We start from the raw sequence: 19,371 nt of genomic DNA on the forward strand, positions 1-19,371 counted from the left end.
AACGATGACACGCAGAAAACTCCCCCTGCACAACAACAAGTGGGTGCGCCGCATCCACGCCTGGGCAGGCTTTGCCACCCTCACCCTGATGCTGCTCTACGGCCTCACCGGCCTCTGGCTGCAACACAGGGCCGTGCTGCCCCTGCCCGGTCCCCACACCGCCAAATCGAGCGAAGAGATAGTACTAAGCACGCCGCTGGCCAGCCCGGATGAACTGAAAGCCCTGCTGCAACAGCGTTATGCAGACATGTTCGAGGAGGGGCGACCCCAGATCACCCCGCCCCAGACCCTGCCCACACCATCCGGCTCTCTCACCCTGCCGGCCCGCTGGGAGCTGCGCGGTGTCACCCTGAGCGAAAGCGTGGCCGCCAGCTATGTGGAAGGCACTCTGCTGGTGCGCACCGAGCTGCAGCAGGCCAACTTCGCTGCCAGCCTCAACCGGCTGCACCGTGGCATGGGCACCGGCCTGCCCTGGCAACTGGTGGGAGATCTGGCGGCCCTGGCCATGCTGCTGCTGGCCCTCACCAGCCTGCTGATGTGGAACAAGCTGCACGGCCCCGCCGGTCGCGGCATCACCCTGCTGCTGCTGGGCGCCCTGGTCACCGTGCTGGTGGCCCTGCTCTAGCCCTTTTACCGACACCAAAACGGGATCCCGCTCCCGGCGGCGGTAACCTTGCCCGCACCTCGGGTAACAAAGGGTAACCGGCCGCCGATGGGGGTCACAGTTGGCGACCAGGCGGCTGGATAGGGAGCACCTGCGGCTGATAGGGTGCGCCCAGCTCCCGAACGCCACGAGGAATCATGCGCATCTCCAGCATCGAATGCGGGCGAGTGGTGGCCATCCTGGCCGTGATGACCATCCATCTCTCCCCTTTCAGCAACCCCTTCGACCCCGCCCTGTGGGACAGCACGCCCTACCCTCTGGTCGGGGCCGTCATCAACCAGCTCTGCCGCTTCGCGGTGCCGCTGTTCTTCCTGTGCGCCGGTTACTTCTTGCAACCCGCCCTCGCCGCGGGCCACCCGCTGACGGTCGCACTGCGCTACTGCCGACCCCTGCTGGGGCTCTGGCTGGCGTGGAGCCTGCTCTACGTGCTGATACCGTTCAACCCGCTCGCGGCGGTGAGCGAGGGCTACCTGCCCGCCATGGCGGGCCAGTGGCAGATGCAGCTCGGGGATCATCTCAACGTCTGGTGGGTGGGCGGCATGATCCACCTCTGGTTCCTGCCCGCCCTGATGGTGGCGGTGCTGATCCTGGGGCTCTGCCAGCAGGTCCGCCTGCCGAGGCTGGCCCTGCTGCTGGGAGCCCTGCTCTACGCCCTGGCCCTGATCGGCGGCTCCTATGGCCCGCTGCTGCCGGGGGGCGAGTGGGCCCTGCTGACCCGCAACGGCCCCTTCTTCTCCCTGCTGTTCGTGGCGCTTGGCGCCGAGCTGCGCCTGCGTGCCTGGCAGCCGGACGCCAGGCGCTGCGCCCTGATGATGATGGCGGGGATGGGGCTTTATGCCCTGGAGGCCGCAGGTCTGCTGCGCGCTGCCGCCGTCCCCCTCGCTCGTCACGATTTCCTGCTGGGTTCGCTCCCCTGGGCGCTGGGACTGTTCGGCCTGCTGCTGGCCAACCCCGCATGGGGCAAAGGCAGCTGGCTGGAGTGCCAGGCCCCCAAGGTGCTCGGTCTCTACTGTCTGCACATGATGCTGGTGGTGTGGCTGATGATCTTCGGCCCCCAGGGCAAACAGGTGTGGTGGGAACTCCTCAAGGTACCCGCGCTGCTGGCGTTCACTCTGCTCGGCTACCGACTGCTGGCGGCCACCGCCCTCAGCCGCTGGTTGCTGCGGGCTCGCTAGAAACAGGACCCTGACCAGCCAGCAGATCAACGTGGTTCAGCGCAAAATCGTGCATCTGCTGAAGCAGGGGGATCAGGGCGACGCCAAGGGGGCTCAGGCTGTACTCCACCCTGGGCGGTACGTCGGGGTAGAGGGTGCGGATGATGACACCGTCGCTCTCCAGCTCCTTGAGCTGGGCGGTGAGCACCTTCTGGCTCACCTCGGGCAGGCAGCGGCGCAGGTCGCCAAAGCGCAGGGTCTTTTCGCGCAGATGAAACAGAATGGCCGGCTTCCATTTGCCGGTCAGCAGGCGCAATACCTGATAGGCGGGACAGGGCAGTGAGGGCACGGTATGGCTCGTGAGTGGTTACTTTGCGGTAACTATGCCACGAAAATGTGCCTTCTTGCAGCCAAGATGCCGGCTTCCTATGATGCGGATTCCGTCAATCAACGCCCACGAGAGGTTTATCATGCCCAGCCTGCTGCAGATCCATTTCAACTTCCCCGCCCAGATGATGGGACCGGCCCTCACTGCTGCGGCCATGCCGCTGGCCGACTCCATCACCCGGGAGCCGGGCTTCATCTCCAAGATCTGGACCGAGAACCCGCGCACCGGCGAGGCGGGCGGCATCTATCTGTTCGAGGATGAGGGGAGCGCCCTCGCCTACGCCACCATGCACGAGCAGCGGGTGCTCGCCATGGGCGCCAGCGCGGTGCAGTACAAGGTGTTCGACGTCAACGAGCCCCTCAGCCGCGTCACGCGCGGTCTGGTGTGATCTCCTCGCCCAGCAGCAACCGGTAGCAGGTATCCTGCTGCCAGATGAAGCCCAGCCGCTCAAATAGCCGCTGGCTGGGCAGATTGTCCGGTTCGATATCCGCAAGCAGGGTGACGATGCCAAGCTGGCGGGCATAGACGATCAGGGCGCTCAGCGCCTCCCCCATCAGACCTTGTCCCCAGTGGCTGCGGGCCAGCATGCAGCCCACCTCCGCCTGGCGCAGGCTGGCGCCGGCCGCAAAGCTGTGCAAGCCGCAGGTGCCCACCAGGCGGCCGCTGCCGCGTAACACCAGCCCCCACTCCAGCGACTCGCCGCCAGCCAGCAACCGCTCGACGCTAGCCAGCATCTGCGACACGGTGGCAAGGGAGGGAAACGGCGGCTCCCCGACGAAGCGCATCACCAGGGGATCCCCGTAGATGGCGAAGAGATCGGCAGCATCCCGCCCATCGAAGGGGCGCAGTCGCCCCCTTGGGGTCAGCAGTACGGGCAGTTCACGGGGCAGGGATGGCACGGAGTCGTATCGCCTTGTCTGGTCAAAGGAGTCCCATCATGAGGCTCAGAACCTCAGGGTCAAGCCGATATTGGCCTGCCACTGGGTGATCAGCTCCCCTCGCACCCGAAAGGCGCAGATCTCGGGGTTGCAGAGAAACTGGCTGTCGTCGTTGACCAAGGCACCATAACCGCGCACCTCGGCCCGCACGGCCAGATGTTCGGTCAGGCGCGGCTGCACCCCGAGGGCCAGGGACATGGAAGGGGCCGTCTCGCTGTCGTAGGCATCGAAGCGGGTGACCCCGATCCCGGCACCGATATAGGGGGCCATCAGGTTGTCCGAGAGAGTCAGGGCCCCGGCAAACTGCAGGGTGTCCACCGTCAGCCTGTCGGGCAGTTCGGGGGACACCCGGGTCGACTGGTGGCTGTAGAGCAGCTCCACCATGCCGGGGTCATCCACCTCCCTGCTGATGAAGAGCCCCCAGCTGCCGGAGCGCTCCCCTTGCAGGGTGTCGATGTCGCTCCCGTGCGGCGTGGGGGCCGGCTCGTCCATGGCCCGAAAGTCGATGGCCGAGCTGTATCCCGCAAAGGGAGTCAGCTGCCAGACCGTCGCCGGGGGCTCGGCTGCCCAGCCCGCCAGGGGCAGCAGCAGCCCCGGCACCATCCCCATCGCTCCTCTCATGTGCTCATCCTTTGGTGAAAAGACCTGCGCAAAGCATATCAGAGCGCCCGTCTCCCACACTGGACGGGGGCTGTACCAGCCCCGTTGCCCCGCTCCCGATGGAAAAATCTGTGATCCCCGGGGTTATTCATCCGGGATTAACCTCGCCCCCGTAAGCTGGCGGCGCCACAGCGGTGGCATCAACAGACGAGGATCTCAGGAATGGTTGCCGCGCAACTCAACGACCCCAAAAGCACGCTCTCCGATACCCTGAGGGCCACCGCCCACGCCATCGAGGAGAGCCACATCAGCTTGCGCCAGATGCTGGCCCTGGTGGGCGAGCAGGGCATGCTGCTGTTTTGCGTGCTGCTCACGGTTCCCTTCCTGCTGCCGGTTTCCATTCCCGGCGTCAGCACCCCCTTTGGCCTGCTGATCCTCTTCATCGGCATCGGCATCACCCTCAACCGGGTGCCCTGGCTGCCCGCCTTCCTGATGGAGCGCCGCTTCGCCGCCGAGCACCTCAAGCCGACCCTGCACAAGGGGGCGGATCTGCTGGCCCGCATCGACCGCTTCATCCGCCCGCGCCTGCTCATCCTGACCGGCAGCGTGACCATCAACCGCTGCAACGGTCTGCTCATCATGCTGGCCGCCCTGCTGCTGATGCTGCCGCTCGGCGCCATTCCCTTCACCAACGCCATGCCCGCCTGGGCCATCCTGCTGCTGGCCATCGGCATGTTGCAGCGGGACGGGCTCTTCGTCGCCCTCGGCTATACCCTGGTCGCCGCCACCCTGGTCTGGTTCAGCGCCCTGGCCATCGGCCTGCTGATGGCGGGGCAGAATATCTCGACCCTGTTCGGCTGATCTGGCCCGGCCAAATGAAAGAGGGCGACCCCGGGTCGCCCTCTTTCCTGTTCACTGCGCCCCTCAGGGCGCCCCATCATGGGCCACCCGGTTGCGCCCGCCCCGCTTGGCCCGATAGAGCCACTCGTCCGCCCGGGCAAGCACGGTGCCAAGATCCTCTCCCGGCCGGATCAGGGTGGTGCCCAGGCTCACGGTCACGGGGGCGGGATCCGGCGCCATGGCCGCCACTGCGGCGCGGATCCGCTCCGCCACCTTCAGCAATATCCCCTCGTCTATCTGCGGAAGCAGGATCAGAAACTCCTCGCCACCGCTGCGCACGAAGAGATCCTCCCCCCGCAACTGGGCGGAGACGCACTCGCAGACCCGGCACAAGACCTTGTCACCGGTCTGGTGGCCGAAGCGATCGTTGATCTGCTTGAAGTGATCGAGATCCAGCATGATGAGGCCGGTGAGATGCTGCCCCTGCACCCTGTGGTGATACTGGTCGAAGAAGAAGTGGCGGTTGTAGAGGCCGGTGAGCTGATCCGTCTCCCCGAGCCGCTTGAGCCGCTGTTGCAGCTCGTGCTGGCGAGTGATGCTGCGGGTCATCCAGGCCACCGCCCGCTTCCCCTCATATAAAGAGGGCAAGGGTGCTATCTTGCCCTCGAAACGCTGCATTCCCTGGGGCCCGGCGTCGGCGTCGATGCCGTCCACCTCGGCGGGGGAAAGGTCATACTCCACCACCTGCACCTGGCCGCTGGCGAGGGCCTGAGCCACCTGCGCCATCACCCACTGCGCCTTGTCCTCGGGCAGCACGTCCAGCAATTGTCTGCCGATCAGCGGGTTGCCGTTCTGGTAGGACTGCTGCTCCATCCCGCCGATGTACTCGATGTAGTAGCCATCTTCGCTGAGGATGAAAACGGGATCCGGCAACTGGGCCATCACTTCGTAGAGTTGTGCCACTGAGAGCGCCATCCGAGCTCCTTGCTATCCATGGGAGTGGGTCCCTGTACTCCTGTTATACAAGACTCATGGAGTATCGCACAGGGGCAGAAAGCTGCCTGCCGGGCGGGAAGAATGCGGTCGGTGACGTGTTCACCGGACAAGCCTCCGGCAAAGTGAATGGTAGCAATCGGGAATGCTGTCAGAACCAGAATTGCCAGACAGTCAGGAAGGTTTTTTTGCCCTCAGGCAGTGCGACATGCCAACCCCTGTGACGTCAGGGGCGCCACAGGGGTATTCCCGCCCCCGGACAAGGGGGGCAAGGCCGGATCCCGGTCAAGAGGGATCCGGCGAGCCGGCATCAGCGGGCAGCGGATCGACTGGCGTTCCAGAGCAGTTCGCCGCTCTTGAGATCCATCAGGCTCATGGCGAGCCGGTAGCGGCCCCCTTCAGAGAGGAGATCCCCGTAGAGCATGTAACCCGCCCCGGTCTGGCGACCCAGACGCACCAGGGAAGCGGGGTTCATGCCCCCCTGCTGGTATTCGAGCTGACCCGTGATGGCCGCCACCTGGCCCGGGTCTGCGAAGCGAAAGCCGCTATTGGCCTGAATGCGCTGGATCATGGCCACCGCCAGGGGCTGGGTGCTGAAGGGCTCACCTGTACCGTTCTGGGGCGCCATCAGCAGCAGTACCGGGCTGCTGCCCGCCAGCGCCTGCACATCGGCGGCCTTCAGGAAGTCATCGGCCAGGGCGACCGCCAGCCCCGTCGGTGCCACGGGTTTGGGAGCAGGCACCGGCTCGGCCTTGTCAGGCTCGGCCACGGGTTTCTCTGGTTTGGTCACCGGCTTGTCCGGCTCGCCGACCGGCGCAGGCGTCCCCCCATAGGGATTGACCGCACATCCGCCCAGCAGCAGGGCACCCACCATCAACAAGGAACGCAGCTTCATCTTTTCTCTCCGCCAGAAGTGTGCAAGGCGCACTTCGTCCATCATCCACTTTGACGGAGCCAGACTCCGCCGCCCCTCCATGCTAGAGACAAACCCGCCCCGGGTCGATGCGCACATGGGCAGGGGGCGACAGAGACTGGCGAAGCGGAGGGCACAAAAGGGTGGCAAGGCTCCACCCGATTCCGTTAGGGTATCCAGAGCCCGGACCCCAGAGGAGCCCCCCATGCACGGACCCGATCCCGCCAACCCCCACCCCATGAACGGCTTCCCCCAGGTGTGCTTTATCAGGAACACCATCAAGGGACCCAATATCGAGGTGGGTGACTACACCTATTACGACGACCCGGAGGATGCGGCGGGCTTCGAGCGCAACGTCCTCTACCACTTCCCCTTCATCGGCGACAAGCTCATCATCGGCAAGTTCTGCGCCATCGCCCGCGGGGTGAAGTTCATCATGAACGGTGCCAACCACCAGACCTCCGGCTTCTCCACCTACCCCTTCTTTATCTTCGGCAACGGCTGGGAGAGTGCCACCCCTGCCCCGGGCAGCCTCCCCTACAAGGGGGATACCGTCATCGGCAACGATGTCTGGATAGGCTATGAGGCCCTGCTTATGCCGGGAGTCAAAGTCGGCAACGGCGCCATCATCGCCGCCCGCTCAGTGGTCACCACGGACGTGCCCGACTACGCCGTGGTCGGCGGCAACCCCGCCAAGGTGCTCCGCTATCGCTTTGACGACGACACCATCGCCCGTTTGGGCGCCCTCGCCTGGTGGGACTGGCCGGTGGAGCGGATCAGCCGGAATTTGAACTTGATCGGCGGCGGGGAAATGGACGAGTTGGAGAGGGCGGAGTGATGGCTGCCCACCTGAAGGCATCGGGAGAACCTCCCCCTACAGCCCTGGAGAGCACGGAGCCATCACCAGATCAGTGCGTTACAAGGAATTTAAAACAATCAGGTCCCACTGGAGTTATCAACATGACCATACCCGCTTTCACTGTCGTCCACTCAACACCGCCCGTCGAAACCTATCGCTATCTTCGAACCGCAGCCGGGCTCAGCCCAAAGACGCTTGAAGCAGCAGAGCGTGGTCTGCCCAATACGCTGTTTGCCGTCCAGGTGTTTTGCGGCCAGACCGCCATCGGCATGGGCCGCATCATCGGAGATGGCGGGACATTTTATCAAGTGGTTGATATTGCAGTGCTGCCTGAATATCAGGGTCAAGGGGTAGGCAAAAAGATCATGACGGAGATCGCCGACTATATCGCCCGCGAGGTACCGGAGTCAGGCTATGTCAGCTTGCTGGCAGATGGGGAGGCGTACCGACTCTATCAACAATTCGGGTTCTCGCTCACGGCGCCTGCCAGTCTTGGTATGGGGCTTAAGCGGATTGCCGCCGAAAAGTCCTGACCAATCATCCACCTTCGTACCCAGGACTGTCATGTTGGGATATCCACCTTCTTGTCTGCCCGGTGGAACAGGTCAGCCCGCAGGTGACACTGAACAGCCGCGGACAGATAGCCGTGCAGGAAGCCATCCCCCAGCCATCATCAAACAGGAAGCACCATGCAACTCACCCCACCCCAACCGCCTCAGGACGATGAGATCGAAGCGCTGCGCATTGGCCTCTCGGGCTACAACAAGGATCACGCCGGCACCCATCTGCGCGAGCGGATCGCCAGCTTTATCAAGGATGAAGAGGGCAAGGTTCACGGCGGCATCATCGCCGACATCAAGTGGGGCTGGCTGCACGTCGACTGGCTCTGGATCGACGAACGCATCCGCCGCGACGGCTGGGGCGGCCGCCTGCTGGGCGCCATGGAGCAGTACGCCCAAAGCAAGGGCATCACCAACTACCATCTGGAAACCACCAGTTTTCAGGCCCTCCCCTTCTACCAGAAGCAGGGTTACGAGGTCTTTGGCCAGCTGCCCGATATGCCGCCGGGGCATATCAGTTACTTTCTGAAAAAGCAGTCATAAGCCGATGAGCAGCTGCAACAGCCCTGCAATAGACAAGGCGCCGGGTAGCAGGAGTCTCTCCTTCTACAGACGCCTTGCCTTGCTCTTTGCGATGCTTGCAACCAGCGCCAGCACCCTTGCCCTGTCACTACACGATCTGGATCCGGCATTTGAGAGATGTGAAGCGATCAAGTCACAACACAGCGCCATACTGCCCGCAAAAAGCGACCCTTTCTGGTCACTGGAGAAGGAACAACAGACGACCGTGCTGATCTATCTACATGAGAAAAGCATGGAGCGCTGCACCGCAGCAGAAGTGGATGCGCTGGCGCTCAAAGCGTTCCATCAGGCGGTAGAGGGAGACCGCAGTTTTCTCGACACCCTGATCAAGGCGAGAACCACCACGCTAACTCCCGCCCAGCAAACCCAATTGCAGCAAATAGGGCAGGCGGAGCTGGAGAGGCTTGCAGGCATGAAGGAATTTGCTCAGCCATTCTCGTTAAGTAATTACCTAAAGCAACTTTGATATAGACATAAATCGACAATGTACGAGGCAACTATCTACTATGTTGAGCGCACCAATCCAACCCTGATCCAAATAATCATCTTCACTTTGGCTATATTCTGTTGATGTAAACTACCGAAAAATCTGCGTTAAACTAAACAAAAACATGTTGTTTGGTGACGGGCGAGCAGAATGGCTCGCCCTTGCAAGGAATTGGCTAAATCACCTTCTTATAAAATTGAGGAGACTTGCTCATTTATACATCGAGAAAGTATTGCATTAATTTCATCTCGCCTTAAGTCAATGAAATGGATAAATTCTTTCTCAAAACGGCTATTTCTTAAATACTTTTCTAATGAAAAATGTCTAGTTGGAAGACCTGTTTTTCTATCAACCTTATTTATATAACCTGCAGAATCAGGATTATCTTTCGCTGTTGAAATAAAAAGCTCCCATACATCCTCAATCACCGGAATTGAAGCCTGAATAGCATCGTCATTACTAGCATCCTTGGCGTTAACTAAAAATTCGGTTGCAATAAAGACCTTAGCATATAAATCCTTTCTTATTTTCTGAGAATGAGCGTTGAGACCGATAGACAGCGCATTATGGACTTTAACCCCTGTTGATGCTCGTGCTATTTCTCTATCTGTGATTTTTTCCAATGATGGGAACTTATTTTTCTGGAATAGTCTTTTTTGAAAGCCTAAGTTAATTTTTCCATTAGATGCGAAAAATACACGCCAGAAAAAATTTCGTTCAATTACTTGCTCTTTTTTAATATAGCCATCTTTTAGCCCATCAGAAAATTCGCCACGCTTCCTCTCGTATAGCAAGCCAACGACATTAAATACTTTATTTTGTAAATTTTTATGATACTCATCGTTTGAGAATTTATCAGCATTTATAACTGGAGTCTGTTTATTCGTGGCAACCGAGATTTCATCTATAAGCTGTAGTTTCTTTTCTACTTCACATTCAGATACAGTGATAACCTTCAACATTACTTCTTTATTATTAAAAACATCTTCCGCTTTAGCTTCATTTTCTTCAAGAATGCGACTTAAAGTAAACGATGTTTGCCCACCGTTTATTATTTGTGGATTTTTCACTCTAAGCTGAGCTTTGTTTTTTTGCCCAATTTTTTCATTAATATTTGTTTCCTCTGACAACATAGTTATTCCATTGTTATAGAGGGCGAACTCATTTGTGTTAGAGCCAATTATAGTAGTATGGATCGCATCATTCACCGTACGACCATCCATATCAAGATAACTTCTAGGATTATACTTCAAAATTGCATTCTTATATTTACGCATCATTTTTGCGATTTCTATCGCAGGAACAAAGAGAACTGTTATTTCACACTCACTATATTTCGTCTCTACGGAATAACTTATTTTGCTACCAGAACTTTTATTGGACAGGTCAATCGGTATTATTATGTCGCTAGCCGTAAAATAGTTTCCAGTTAGTACCGGAAATAGCAAACCATTATAAGTTTTCTCATAATCGAAAACATCCACAGGGTATCCATCGGTCAACCGCTTTAGTTGATGTACAGAATAGCCTCTTAGATTTGCTAATATCACCACTTGATACTTATATCTGGCTATATCACTTATGTTAGAAATCTCCCGCTGTAATTGTTTTATCTTACCATTATAAGTATTGCCATGTTCATCATGCTCCTCCCCTTCCAGAATCCTGCTAATCTCCATTGAGAGGATTTCGTCAAGGCTTATTTCTTTATTTTCAAAGTTGTGTGAATTGGCTCTGAACTTAGATTGAATTAAATATATAACTTTATTATCTTGATCAATGTGATAGCCATCAATCCCTCCATCATATCCTTTATCTGTTAGCGTATGTTCCCTCTCTGAAAAATCAGTTATTCCGAAACTAACTTTCAAATACAAATGTATAAAGGCCCTAGCTCTACACTGATTTATTTTTTCTATATCAGTTTCATTTTTATTGTATAGCTTGCTATATTTATCAGGTGCCTCTTTAATTATTTGATCTAATACAGATATTAGATAACCATAATGCATATGCCCTCCTTGCAATATTTACATATAAATACTTATAAGTGACAATCTACTCTACACCCGATTTATAAATGAATGAATATCTAGATTCACATAACTCAAAAAACACTTTGAATAACGTCTAGATAATCCCATCTCCGTAGACAAAGCAAAGCGGCAAGCAGTGGCGGGGATCTGCCCCTCCGATCTGCTTGCCGCTATCTGTTGCCACAGGTGTAACCGTCGTTAGCGACCCAAAAACGGTTCCCAATCTTTAAACACCGGCTGCAACCCTGCCTGCCGCACGGCGGCGGCCACTTCCCCCACCGGCCTGTCGTCGTGGATGGCAAACTGCTCCAGCTCCTCTGCATCCCCTTCTGCATAGCCACCCGGTTGGGTGCGCGACTCGGCCGACATCTGGGTGATGCCAAGGCGCACCGCGCCGTTGCGAAAGGTGGCGGACTCGCGGGTGGAGAGGGACAAATCCAGCGTGGGCGAGAAGAGGCGCCAGGCGCAGATAAGCTGGGCCAGCTGGCGATCCGACATGACCACGGCAGGCTCCAGAGCGCCGGTGCAGGGGCGCAGGCGCGGGAAGGAGAGCGAGTAGCGGCTCTGCCAGTGGTGGCGCTCAAGCCAGGCGAGGTGCTCGGCGACAAAGTAGCTGTCGGCACGCCAATCCGCAGAGAGACCGATGAGCGCCCCCAACCCGATCTTGTCGATACCGGCGCGACCCAGTCGGTCCGGCGTGGCGAGACGCCATGCGATGTCCCGCTTGTTGCCGCGCAGGTGATGGCGGGCGTAGGTGGGGGCGTGGTAGGTCTCCTGATAGACCATGACCGAATCGAGGCCGAGGGTCTTGAGCTCGGTGTATTCGTCTTGGGAGAGGGGCTGTACCTCCATCCCCACCGTGCTGAAGTGGCGGCGAATGATGGGCAACACCTGCCGAAAATAGGCGAGCCCCACCTTGTGCTCGTGCTCGCCGGTCACCAGCAGCACGCTGTCAAAGCCGCGCGCCTTGATGGCCAGACACTCGCGCTCTATCTCCTCGCTATTCAAGGTCTTGCGCTTCAAGCGGTTGCTCATGGAGAAGCCGCAGTAGGTGCAGTCGTTGGCACAGAGGTTCGACAGATAGAGGGGCACATAGAAGCCGATGGTGTTGCCAAAGCGCTGGCGGGTGAGGCGCTCGGCCTCGGCTGCCATCTGCGGCAAATACGCCTCGGCAGCAGGGGAAATCAGCGCCATAAAATCGCTCAGGGTGCGGCGGGGGGCACTCAGGGCGCGTGCTACATCGGCGGCAGTTTTGGCGCGGATCTGCATGCCGATATCGTCCCACTCCAGCTCCTGCCATCTATCGAGAAAACTCTCCGACTTTCTCTCAACCCCCTCCCGGCCTCCCCCTTCACAAGGGGGAGGTGTTAATCCGCCCCCTCGATCTCCTACTTCACAAGAGGGCGGAGTCGACACTCCCTCCCCTGGCAAGGGGAGGGTCGGGGTGGGGTCATTGTCATGCTGACTCATAACGCCCCCAGAAAATCGGTGAGCGGGCTGGAGGCTTGCGCCTGCAGGGCACGGGCACCGAGGCCTGCCTCATAGGCACTGCGCCCGGCAGTGCAGGCCAGCGCAAAGGCGTGGCCCATGGCGACCGGGTCGCCGCTCACCGCGATGGCGGTGTTGACCAGCACGGCATCGGCCCCCAGCTCAAAGGCGGCGGCGGCGTGGCTCGGCGCACCGATCCCCGCATCCACCACCACGGGCACATTGGCCTGCTCGACGATGATGGAGAGAAACTCCCGGGTCACCAGCCCCTGATTGGAACCGATGGGGGCGCCGAGCGGCATCACGGCAGCGCAGCCCACCTCTTCGAGCCGCTTGCACAGCACGGGGTCGGCACCGCAGTAGGGCAGCACCACAAAGCCCTCTTTCACCAATTGTTCGGCGGCTTTGAGCGTCTCGATGGGGTCTGGCAGCAGGTAACGAGGATCGGGGTGGATCTCGAGCTTGAGCCAGTTCGTCCCCAGCGCCTCACGGGCCAGGTGGGCGGCAAACACCGCCTCGGCGGCGGTCTTGGCCCCCGAGGTGTTGGGCAGCAGCTTGACACCGAGTTGCCGAAGGGGCGTGAGGATATCGTCGTGGGCCTTGCCCGGTTCGAGCCGCTTGATGGCCATGGTCACTAGCTGGGAGCCACTTGCCTCGATGGCGGCGGCCATCAGTTCCGGGCGGGCAAACTTGCCGGTGCCGGTGAAGAGGCGCGAAGAGAAGGTGTGATCGGCAATCTTGAGCATGTCAGCCTCCGGCCACTGCGATAAGAAGAGATGAGGCCCCGCCGCAAGGCAGGGCGCGCGAAGATGGGACTGCGAGCATCATGGGTCAGCCTCCCGCAATGGCGGTGAAGAGGTGAAGTTCGTCCCCGTCATTGAGACGGGTCTCGGCCCAGCGGCCACGGGGCAGCACGGCGCCGTTAAGGGCCACCGCCACCCCTTGGGGATTGACCCCTTGCGCCGCCAGCAGGTCGGCCACGCTCTGCCCTGCCGCCAGCGGCTGGGCTTTATCGTTGAGTCGAATGGTGAGGGTCATGGGGTGATCTCCTTATCGTGTGTCGGGCATCGGCGCTGCCCGCAAACCGGGCAATCGGGATCGGGAGCCAGCGTGAGGGTCTGCCACTGATGGGTCAGGGCATCAAACCGGCGCAATGTGCCCGCCACCGGGCTCGGCATCCCGAGCAGCAGTTTCAGTGCCTCCAGCGCCTGCAAAGAGCCCATCACCCCCACCAGCGGGCCGGTGACGCCGCTGGTCTCGCAGCTTTCCCTGATCTCGGTATCCAGCGGATAGAGGCAGGCGTAGCAGGCGTGATCACTGCTGGTGCGCACCATCAGCTGCCCCTGCCAGCCCACTGCGGCGGCACAGACCCAGGGCTTGCCCTGGGCCACGCAGGCGGCGTTGATGGCCTGGCGGGTGGCGAGGTTGTCGCAGCAGTCGATCACCAGATCCACCTCCGCCACAAACTCCGGCAGGCTGGCGGCATCGAGTCGCTGGTTGATGGCAATCAGCTCCACCAGCGGGTTGTGGGCGGCCAAGCGCTCGCGGGCCAGCTCCGCCTTGGAGTGGTTGACCGCCTCGCTATCGAACAGGATCTGGCGCGGCAGATTGCTGGAGTCCACCGTATCGCCATCGGCCAGCCACAAAGTGCCCACCCCGGCCCCCGCCAGATAGAGGGTGAGCGGCGAGCCAAGCCCGCCGAGACCGACGATCAGCACGGATTTATCCTTGAGCCGCGCCTGACCGGCTTCCCCCACTTCCGCCAGCATCAGCTGGCGGCCGTATCTCAGATACTCTTTGTCACTAAGAGAAGCGGCATCAGAGTGCATGTTCTGCCTCCCGTATCACGCAGGCAGAGCGCGGCTCATCCCCCGCCCCCACGGCAGCGAGCAGCCGCTCGGTCGCCCCCTGCCAGTCATCGCTCGCCGTGATGGCCGAGACCAGCGCAATGCTGCCGACCCCGCTTGCCTTGACCGCCGCCACCCGCTCCTCGCTGATGCCACCGATGGCCACCGTGGGCCACTGCGCCATCAGGGCGCGGTAGTGGTGCAGCCGCGCCAGCCCCTGGGGGCGCGAAGGCATCGCTTTGGTGTTGGTCGGGAAGATATGGCCCAGCGCGATATAGGAGGGGGCCAGCTCGCGGGCCCGCATCAGCTCGAAGTAGCCGTGGGTGGAGATGCCAAGACGCAGCCCCGCCGCCTGAATGGCGGCGAGATCGGCGGTCTCCATATCCTCCTGCCCCAGATGCACGCCCCAGGCGCCCGCCTCGATGGCCTGCTGCCAGTAGTCGTTGATAAAGAGCCGCGCCCCATGGCGGCGACCGAGCGCTACCGCATCACGAATGGCCGGCGCCACCTCTGTGGCGGGCAGATTCTTGATCCGCAGCTGGATGGTCTTGACCCCGGCCCCCAGCAGGCGTTTGAGCCACTTGACCGAGTCCACCACCGGATAGAGGCCGAGGTTGTGTTCGGTCGGCGCAAAGGGGCCCTGCGGCAGACGGGCGCTGCTTGTTTCATACAATCCGAAGCGGCGATCGAGCGGTGATCCCGCCAGCACGGCACGGGGGAAGTGGGCAAGGTCAGCGGGCCAGCCGAGATGGGCGATGGGGCCCGGGCCTGCCCCCACCCCCTGCGCCGCCGCCAGCCCCTGTTGCAGGTAGGCCCGCGCCAGGGTGATGGCGTCCTCCACCGGATAATCCTGCGCCACCACGGCGGCGATGGCGCTGGCGTAAGCGCAGCCGGTGCCGTGACCGTGGCGGGTATCGAGGCGCGGCGCGGCGAGCCAGAATTCGCGGGTCTCATCCTGGTAGTAGTCGAGGCAGAGATCCCCGCCCCATTCAAGGTGGCCCCCCTTGACCAGCACGGCGCGAGCGCCGAGTTCGCGCAGCCGCCGGGCGGCGAGGCGCACCAGCTCGGGACTGGTGGCGGGCAGGCCGGTCAGGGCTTCCAGCTCGGGACCATTGGGGGTGATCAAGGAGAGGCGCGGCAGCAGGTGCTCGCGCACCGCCACCAGCATGCCGGGCTCCGCCATGGGGGTGCCGGTGCTGGCGATGGCCACCGGGTCGTAGACCACGAAGGGAGCCTCGACGGTCGACAACCTGCGTGCCAGCACCTCCACATGCAGCCGGGTCGGCAGCAGGCCGATCTTGATGGCGGCGGGTGGCAGATCCAGCCCCAGGGCATCGATCTGGGCGGCGAAGGTCTGCATCAGCACGGGGTCGACCATCTTCACCGCCACCGAGTTCTGGGCGGTGATGGCAGAGATGACCGAGCAGCCGTGCACGCCGAGGTCATGCATTGTGTGCAAGTCGGCCTGAATGCCGGCCCCGCCGCCGGAGTCAGACCCGGCGATGGTCCAGACCACGGGGCGGGCCTGCGTCACAGGCGACAGGTCGGCGGGGCTGACAGCCCCGCGCTCGCTGCTCACGCCTCCTCCCCTGCGGCCTGCTTCAGGGTCGCCGCCTGATGGTAGATCTCGCCGCCGGTCTCCTTGAAGGTTTCAGCCATGCGGGCCATGCCGCTCTCCACCTCGGCCACCACCCGCTCCTGCTGACCGTCCATGCCGACCAGCTTGATCTCCACGGCTTCTAGTTTCGCCGCATAATCGCGCACGTCCTGGGTGATCTTCATGGAGCAGAACTTGGGCCCGCACATGGAGCAGAAGTGGGCCACTTTGCCGGACTCCTGAGGCAGGGTCTCGTCGTGGTAGGCGCGGGCGGTGTCGGGATCCAGGGCCAGGTTGAATTGATCCTCCCAGCGGAACTCGAAGCGCGCCTTGGACATGGCGTTGTCGCGGATCTGGGCGCCCGGGTGGCCCTTGGCAAGGTCAGCCGCGTGGGCGGCGATCTTGTAGGTAATGAGCCCCTGCTTCACGTCCTCCTTGTTGGGCAGGCCCAGGTGTTCCTTGGGAGTCACGTAGCAGAGCATGGCGCAGCCGTACCAGCCGATGAGCGCGGCGCCGATGCCGGAGGTGAAGTGATCGTACCCCGGGGCAATGTCGGTGGTGAGCGGGCCCAGGGTATAGAACGGCGCCTCGTGGCAGTGCTCGAGCTGCTCGGTCATGTTGCGCTCGATCATGTGCATGGGCACGTGGCCGGGGCCCTCGATCATCACCTGCACGTCGTATTCCCAGGCAATTTTGGTGAGCTCGCCCAGGGTGCGCAGCTCGGCGAACTGGGCCTCGTCGTTGGCGTCATAGACGGAGCCCGGACGCAGACCGTCACCCAGCGACAAGCTCACGTCGTAGGCGGCGCAGATCTCGCAGATTTCGCGGAAGTGCTCGTAGAGGAAGTTCTCCTTGTGATGCGAGAGGCACCACTTGGCCATGATGCTGCCACCACGGGAGACGATGCCGGTGAGGCGCTTGGCAGTCATCGGCACGAAGCGCAGCAAGACGCCGGCGTGGATGGTGAAGTAGTCCACCCCCTGCTCGGCCTGCTCCAGCAGGGTGTCGCGGAACAGCTCCCAGGTGAGGTCTTCGGCGATGCCGTTGGTCTTCTCCAGCGCCTGATAGATGGGCACGGTACCGATGGGCACCGGGCTGTTGCGCAGGATCCACTCGCGGGTCTCGTGGATGTAGCGGCCGGTGGAAAGATCCATCACGGTGTCGGCGCCCCAGCGGGTGGACCACACCAGCTTCTCCACTTCCTCTTCGATGCTGGAAGTGACCGCCGAGTTGCCGATGTTGGCGTTGATCTTCACCAGGAAGTTGCGGCCGATGATCATGGGCTCCGCTTCCGGGTGGTTGATGTTGCTGGGGATGATGGCGCGACCGGCGGCCACCTCATCGCGCACGAACTCGGGGGTGATGTTCTGGGGCAGTCTGGCGCCAAAGCCCTGACCCGGATGCTGGGTGCGCAGGAGCTCGGAGCGCACTCGCTCGCGGCCCATGTTCTCGCGGATGGCGATAAATTCCATCTCGGGGGTGACGATGCCTTGGCGGGCATAGTGCAGCTGGGTGACCCGGCGGCCCGGCTTGGCACGGCGGGCCTTATGTTGCGAAGAGTGCAGATGTTCGAAGCGCAGGTGATCCAGCCCCTCGTCCGCCAGCCGCTCCTGAGTGAAGGTGGAGCTCAGCCCGTCCAGCGCGTCGGTGTCAGCACGCTCCAGCACCCAGGCTTCGCGCAGGCGCGGCAGACCACGGCGCACGTCGATGGGGGCGGCCTCTTCCCCATAGGGGCCCGAGGTATCGTAAACCGGCACCGGCTCGTTGGGCTCGAACTGGGGATTTTCTTTGGTGCCGCCGACGAAGGTGTCGGCCAGCTGGATTTCCCGCAGTGGCACCCGGATGTCAGGGCGAGAACCCTGGATAAAGATGCGGCGGGAGTTGGGGTGCGCCATCCCCTTGAGGTTGTCGATAAAGGTCTGGGCGCTGGAGCGCTGCTCGCGGCGGCTGGATTTGGTGGTATCAGATACATTGGTAGACATAGCAAAACTCACATTAACTGGTTGAAGTTATGGGTGTTTGCTTGTCTGGAGTTCGAGGAGAAGATGAACTTGCGGCGGGGTGTGCTCGGGGGAGTGAGCCGGGCATGGATCTTCCCTGCTCTGCCGTCCCGGTGTTTCCCTAGTCTGGAAACCCGGCGCCCTAAGGACAACCGGACGGGACAACCTCCCCCTGTGCGCCTGTGCCAACCAGAGGCGGTCTGCCTCCAGCTGGCGGGAAGGTGTGCCTTCCCCGGCGCGGTAACCCGCAAGTTACCCTTGTTTCCCTTCGCAGGTCTTAACCTGATCAGGTTCCACGGATCCCGAATTAACGGTCTCAGCTTAGCGTCGTTCGACGGTCAGCACTCCGACAAGATGTGCGCCAGTATAAGTGGGGAAATTTAAAGTACAAGCCATTAACAAGGGGAAAGGGAGAGAGGTCTCACTCTTCGGCGTCGAGGGGATCCTCGGGGTCGGGAATGAGGATATCGGTGAGGCGGCCCTCTTCATCCCGGCTCAGCACCAGGCGGCGACCCGGTTGCAGATCGGCGGCGCTGCCGTTGATCCAGCGAGTGTCAGCATCAAACACCAGCACGCCGAGTTCCTGTAGCAGCAATGCCTGCTGATTGTGGGTGAGCAGTCGATCCTCCGCCCGCCGCCAGCTGGCCCCGAGCGCCGGATCCGGCGCCCCGTCGAGCACCCGGATCGTCTCGGCGACGCCGTAGCGGCTCTGGATCGCGAGGTGCATGCCGGGCACGAGCCCGTCCGGCTGCGCCACGCCGTGCAGTTCGGCACTGCCGAGCTCCAGCTCAGCCCCCTGGAATTGCAGGCGCACCCCGTCGTTGTGCTCCAGCTCCACCAGCCAGAGCTCGGCGTCGTCGGCAAGGGTGCAGAAGGGCAGCAGCAGCAGGCAGAGTGCGGTTCGGGTCATGGCAGGCGGTCCGGGGTCACGGGGTGAGGTTTAACTATGGCCCCGGACGGGCAATTTTTCCCGGTCCGCCCTGACCGGTCAGTCATCCTCCCGGCACTGGCTCAGGCGCATGCCGTCAAACTTGCACTCCAGCTCCAGCCAGCGTCCCTCGAACGGGGAGAGGCTCCCATCCGAGGTGACATAGCCCCAGATCCTTCCACCTTCCACCGGCCCTTCCAGTTCCATCTCGTCCTCCTCTTCCAGCGCCTCCACCTCGCGAACGAGCCGCCGCGCCCCTGCCGCCGTCTCCTGCACGACCCCTTCCAGATCGACCCAGGTCCCGCCGAGATCGTCCTCATCCAGGCCATCCTTGAAGCGGGTGCGCTCATCGATCACGAAGGGAATGCCGTTGACCATCAACTGGCCAAGCTGCCAGGTGGTGCGGCCCGTGAGCTTGAACTCGGCCGCCTGCACCAGACCAAAAGGCAATAGAATCAATAACCAGAAGGCGCAGAGAGACTTCTTCATCGGGGATC

General features: G+C 61.3%; 21 protein-coding genes, 1 pseudogene and 1 riboswitch. Of the genes and pseudogenes, 8 read left to right on the forward strand and 14 right to left on the reverse strand.

Annotation, left to right across the window (positions count from 1 at the left end; all coding sequences use genetic code 11):
• Window positions 1-4 precede the first annotated feature (4 nt).
• Both AB5Y59_RS10485 and AB5Y59_RS10490 read left to right on the forward strand, forming a co-directional pair.
• Window positions 5-625, forward strand: a complete 621-nt coding sequence (locus AB5Y59_RS10485; RefSeq protein WP_164882046.1) for a PepSY-associated TM helix domain-containing protein — start codon at window positions 5-7, stop codon at window positions 623-625.
• A 176-nt stretch (window positions 626-801) separates the two neighbouring features.
• Window positions 802-1,839, forward strand: coding sequence for an acyltransferase (locus tag AB5Y59_RS10490; RefSeq protein WP_368211946.1), 1,038 nt, complete (start codon window positions 802-804; stop codon window positions 1,837-1,839).
• Here the strand turns inward: AB5Y59_RS10490 and AB5Y59_RS10495 are convergent.
• Window positions 1,811-2,167 carry a helix-turn-helix domain-containing protein gene (locus AB5Y59_RS10495; RefSeq protein WP_151027249.1) on the reverse strand — a complete coding sequence of 119 codons (357 nt, stop codon included), beginning with the start codon at window positions 2,165-2,167 and terminating at the stop codon, window positions 1,811-1,813. The genes AB5Y59_RS10490 and AB5Y59_RS10495 overlap by 29 nt on opposite strands.
• A gap of 121 nt (window positions 2,168-2,288) precedes the next feature.
• Here AB5Y59_RS10495 and AB5Y59_RS10500 point away from each other — a divergent pair, with 121 nt between their 5' ends.
• Complete coding sequence (locus AB5Y59_RS10500) at window positions 2,289-2,594, forward strand: monooxygenase (RefSeq protein ID WP_103261951.1); 306 nt, start codon at window positions 2,289-2,291, stop codon at window positions 2,592-2,594.
• Here AB5Y59_RS10500 and AB5Y59_RS10505 read toward each other — a convergent pair.
• Complete coding sequence (locus tag AB5Y59_RS10505; RefSeq protein WP_368211947.1) at window positions 2,575-3,105, reverse strand: GNAT family N-acetyltransferase; 531 nt, start codon at window positions 3,103-3,105, stop codon at window positions 2,575-2,577. The genes AB5Y59_RS10500 and AB5Y59_RS10505 overlap by 20 nt on opposite strands.
• Window positions 3,106-3,150: 45 nt before the next feature.
• A complete protein-coding gene (locus AB5Y59_RS10510) occupies window positions 3,151-3,765 on the reverse strand; it encodes an outer membrane beta-barrel protein (RefSeq protein ID WP_368211948.1) in 615 nt (204 codons plus the stop codon).
• Between the two features lie 201 nt (window positions 3,766-3,966).
• Here AB5Y59_RS10510 and AB5Y59_RS10515 point away from each other — a divergent pair, with 201 nt between their 5' ends.
• On the forward strand, window positions 3,967-4,605 hold the full coding sequence (locus AB5Y59_RS10515; protein WP_160838150.1) for an exopolysaccharide biosynthesis protein: 639 nt from the start codon (window positions 3,967-3,969) through the stop codon (window positions 4,603-4,605).
• 63 nt (window positions 4,606-4,668) lie between these two features.
• On the opposite strand, the gene AB5Y59_RS10520 is transcribed toward AB5Y59_RS10515, so the two are convergent.
• Complete coding sequence (locus AB5Y59_RS10520) at window positions 4,669-5,559, reverse strand: sensor domain-containing diguanylate cyclase (RefSeq protein WP_042015352.1); 891 nt, start codon at window positions 5,557-5,559, stop codon at window positions 4,669-4,671.
• Between the two features lie 328 nt (window positions 5,560-5,887).
• Window positions 5,888-6,472, reverse strand: a complete 585-nt coding sequence (locus AB5Y59_RS10525; protein WP_010672673.1) for a hypothetical protein — start codon at window positions 6,470-6,472, stop codon at window positions 5,888-5,890.
• A gap of 223 nt (window positions 6,473-6,695) precedes the next feature.
• On the opposite strand from AB5Y59_RS10525, the gene AB5Y59_RS10530 reads away from it, so the two are divergent.
• From AB5Y59_RS10530 to AB5Y59_RS10545, 4 genes are all read left to right on the forward strand, one after another.
• Entirely contained in the window at window positions 6,696-7,328 is a 633-nt protein-coding gene (locus tag AB5Y59_RS10530) for a Vat family streptogramin A O-acetyltransferase (RefSeq protein ID WP_368211949.1), read from the forward strand.
• A gap of 122 nt (window positions 7,329-7,450) precedes the next feature.
• Complete coding sequence (locus tag AB5Y59_RS10535; RefSeq protein ID WP_323916383.1) at window positions 7,451-7,882, forward strand: GNAT family N-acetyltransferase; 432 nt, start codon at window positions 7,451-7,453, stop codon at window positions 7,880-7,882.
• A gap of 156 nt (window positions 7,883-8,038) precedes the next feature.
• Window positions 8,039-8,452 (forward strand): GNAT family N-acetyltransferase, encoded by a 414-nt coding sequence (locus AB5Y59_RS10540; RefSeq protein ID WP_042015349.1) that lies wholly within the window; start codon window positions 8,039-8,041, stop codon window positions 8,450-8,452.
• A 4-nt stretch (window positions 8,453-8,456) separates the two neighbouring features.
• Entirely contained in the window at window positions 8,457-8,957 is a 501-nt protein-coding gene (locus AB5Y59_RS10545; RefSeq protein WP_368211950.1) for a hypothetical protein, read from the forward strand.
• A gap of 209 nt (window positions 8,958-9,166) precedes the next feature.
• Here AB5Y59_RS10545 and AB5Y59_RS10550 read toward each other — a convergent pair whose 3' ends face one another.
• The 9 genes and pseudogenes from AB5Y59_RS10550 to AB5Y59_RS10590 all read right to left on the reverse strand — a co-directional run bounded on the left by AB5Y59_RS10550 (window position 9,167) and on the right by AB5Y59_RS10590 (window position 19,363).
• Window positions 9,167-10,990, reverse strand: a complete 1,824-nt coding sequence (locus AB5Y59_RS10550; protein WP_323943433.1) for an AIPR family protein — start codon at window positions 10,988-10,990, stop codon at window positions 9,167-9,169.
• A gap of 222 nt (window positions 10,991-11,212) precedes the next feature.
• Window positions 11,213-12,328: pseudogene (gene thiH / locus AB5Y59_RS10555) on the reverse strand (2-iminoacetate synthase ThiH); the annotation flags it as partial.
• A gap of 152 nt (window positions 12,329-12,480) precedes the next feature.
• Complete coding sequence (locus AB5Y59_RS10560) at window positions 12,481-13,248, reverse strand: thiazole synthase (protein WP_336578244.1); 768 nt, start codon at window positions 13,246-13,248, stop codon at window positions 12,481-12,483.
• A gap of 85 nt (window positions 13,249-13,333) precedes the next feature.
• On the reverse strand, window positions 13,334-13,540 hold the full coding sequence (gene thiS, locus AB5Y59_RS10565) for a sulfur carrier protein ThiS (RefSeq protein WP_064337452.1): 207 nt from the start codon (window positions 13,538-13,540) through the stop codon (window positions 13,334-13,336).
• Window positions 13,537-14,331, reverse strand: a complete 795-nt coding sequence (locus AB5Y59_RS10570) for a ThiF family adenylyltransferase (protein WP_368211951.1) — start codon at window positions 14,329-14,331, stop codon at window positions 13,537-13,539. Before AB5Y59_RS10570 ends, thiS begins: the two co-directional genes overlap by 4 nt.
• Complete coding sequence (thiE, locus tag AB5Y59_RS10575; RefSeq protein ID WP_368211952.1) at window positions 14,321-15,928, reverse strand: thiamine phosphate synthase; 1,608 nt, start codon at window positions 15,926-15,928, stop codon at window positions 14,321-14,323. Before thiE ends, AB5Y59_RS10570 begins: the two co-directional genes overlap by 11 nt.
• The gene (gene thiC, locus AB5Y59_RS10580) at window positions 15,925-17,928 is read right to left on the reverse strand and encodes a phosphomethylpyrimidine synthase ThiC (RefSeq protein ID WP_368211953.1); all 2,004 of its coding nucleotides are present in this window, start codon (window positions 17,926-17,928) and stop codon (window positions 15,925-15,927) included. The genes thiE and thiC overlap by 4 nt, the downstream gene beginning before the upstream one ends.
• Window positions 17,929-18,191: 263 nt before the next feature.
• Window positions 18,192-18,305: riboswitch (TPP riboswitch) on the reverse strand.
• 62 nt (window positions 18,306-18,367) lie between these two features.
• The gene (locus AB5Y59_RS10585) at window positions 18,368-18,856 is read right to left on the reverse strand and encodes a hypothetical protein (protein ID WP_041214323.1); all 489 of its coding nucleotides are present in this window, start codon (window positions 18,854-18,856) and stop codon (window positions 18,368-18,370) included.
• 78 nt (window positions 18,857-18,934) lie between these two features.
• Window positions 18,935-19,363: a hypothetical protein gene (locus AB5Y59_RS10590; RefSeq protein WP_029313554.1), complete on the reverse strand. Its 429-nt coding sequence runs from the start codon at window positions 19,361-19,363 to the stop codon at window positions 18,935-18,937.
• Between the last annotated feature and the right edge of the window lie 8 nt (window positions 19,364-19,371).

It is taken from the genome of Aeromonas sp. s10 (assembly GCF_040907975.1).
Lineage (GTDB): Bacteria > Pseudomonadota > Gammaproteobacteria > Enterobacterales > Aeromonadaceae > Aeromonas > Aeromonas caviae.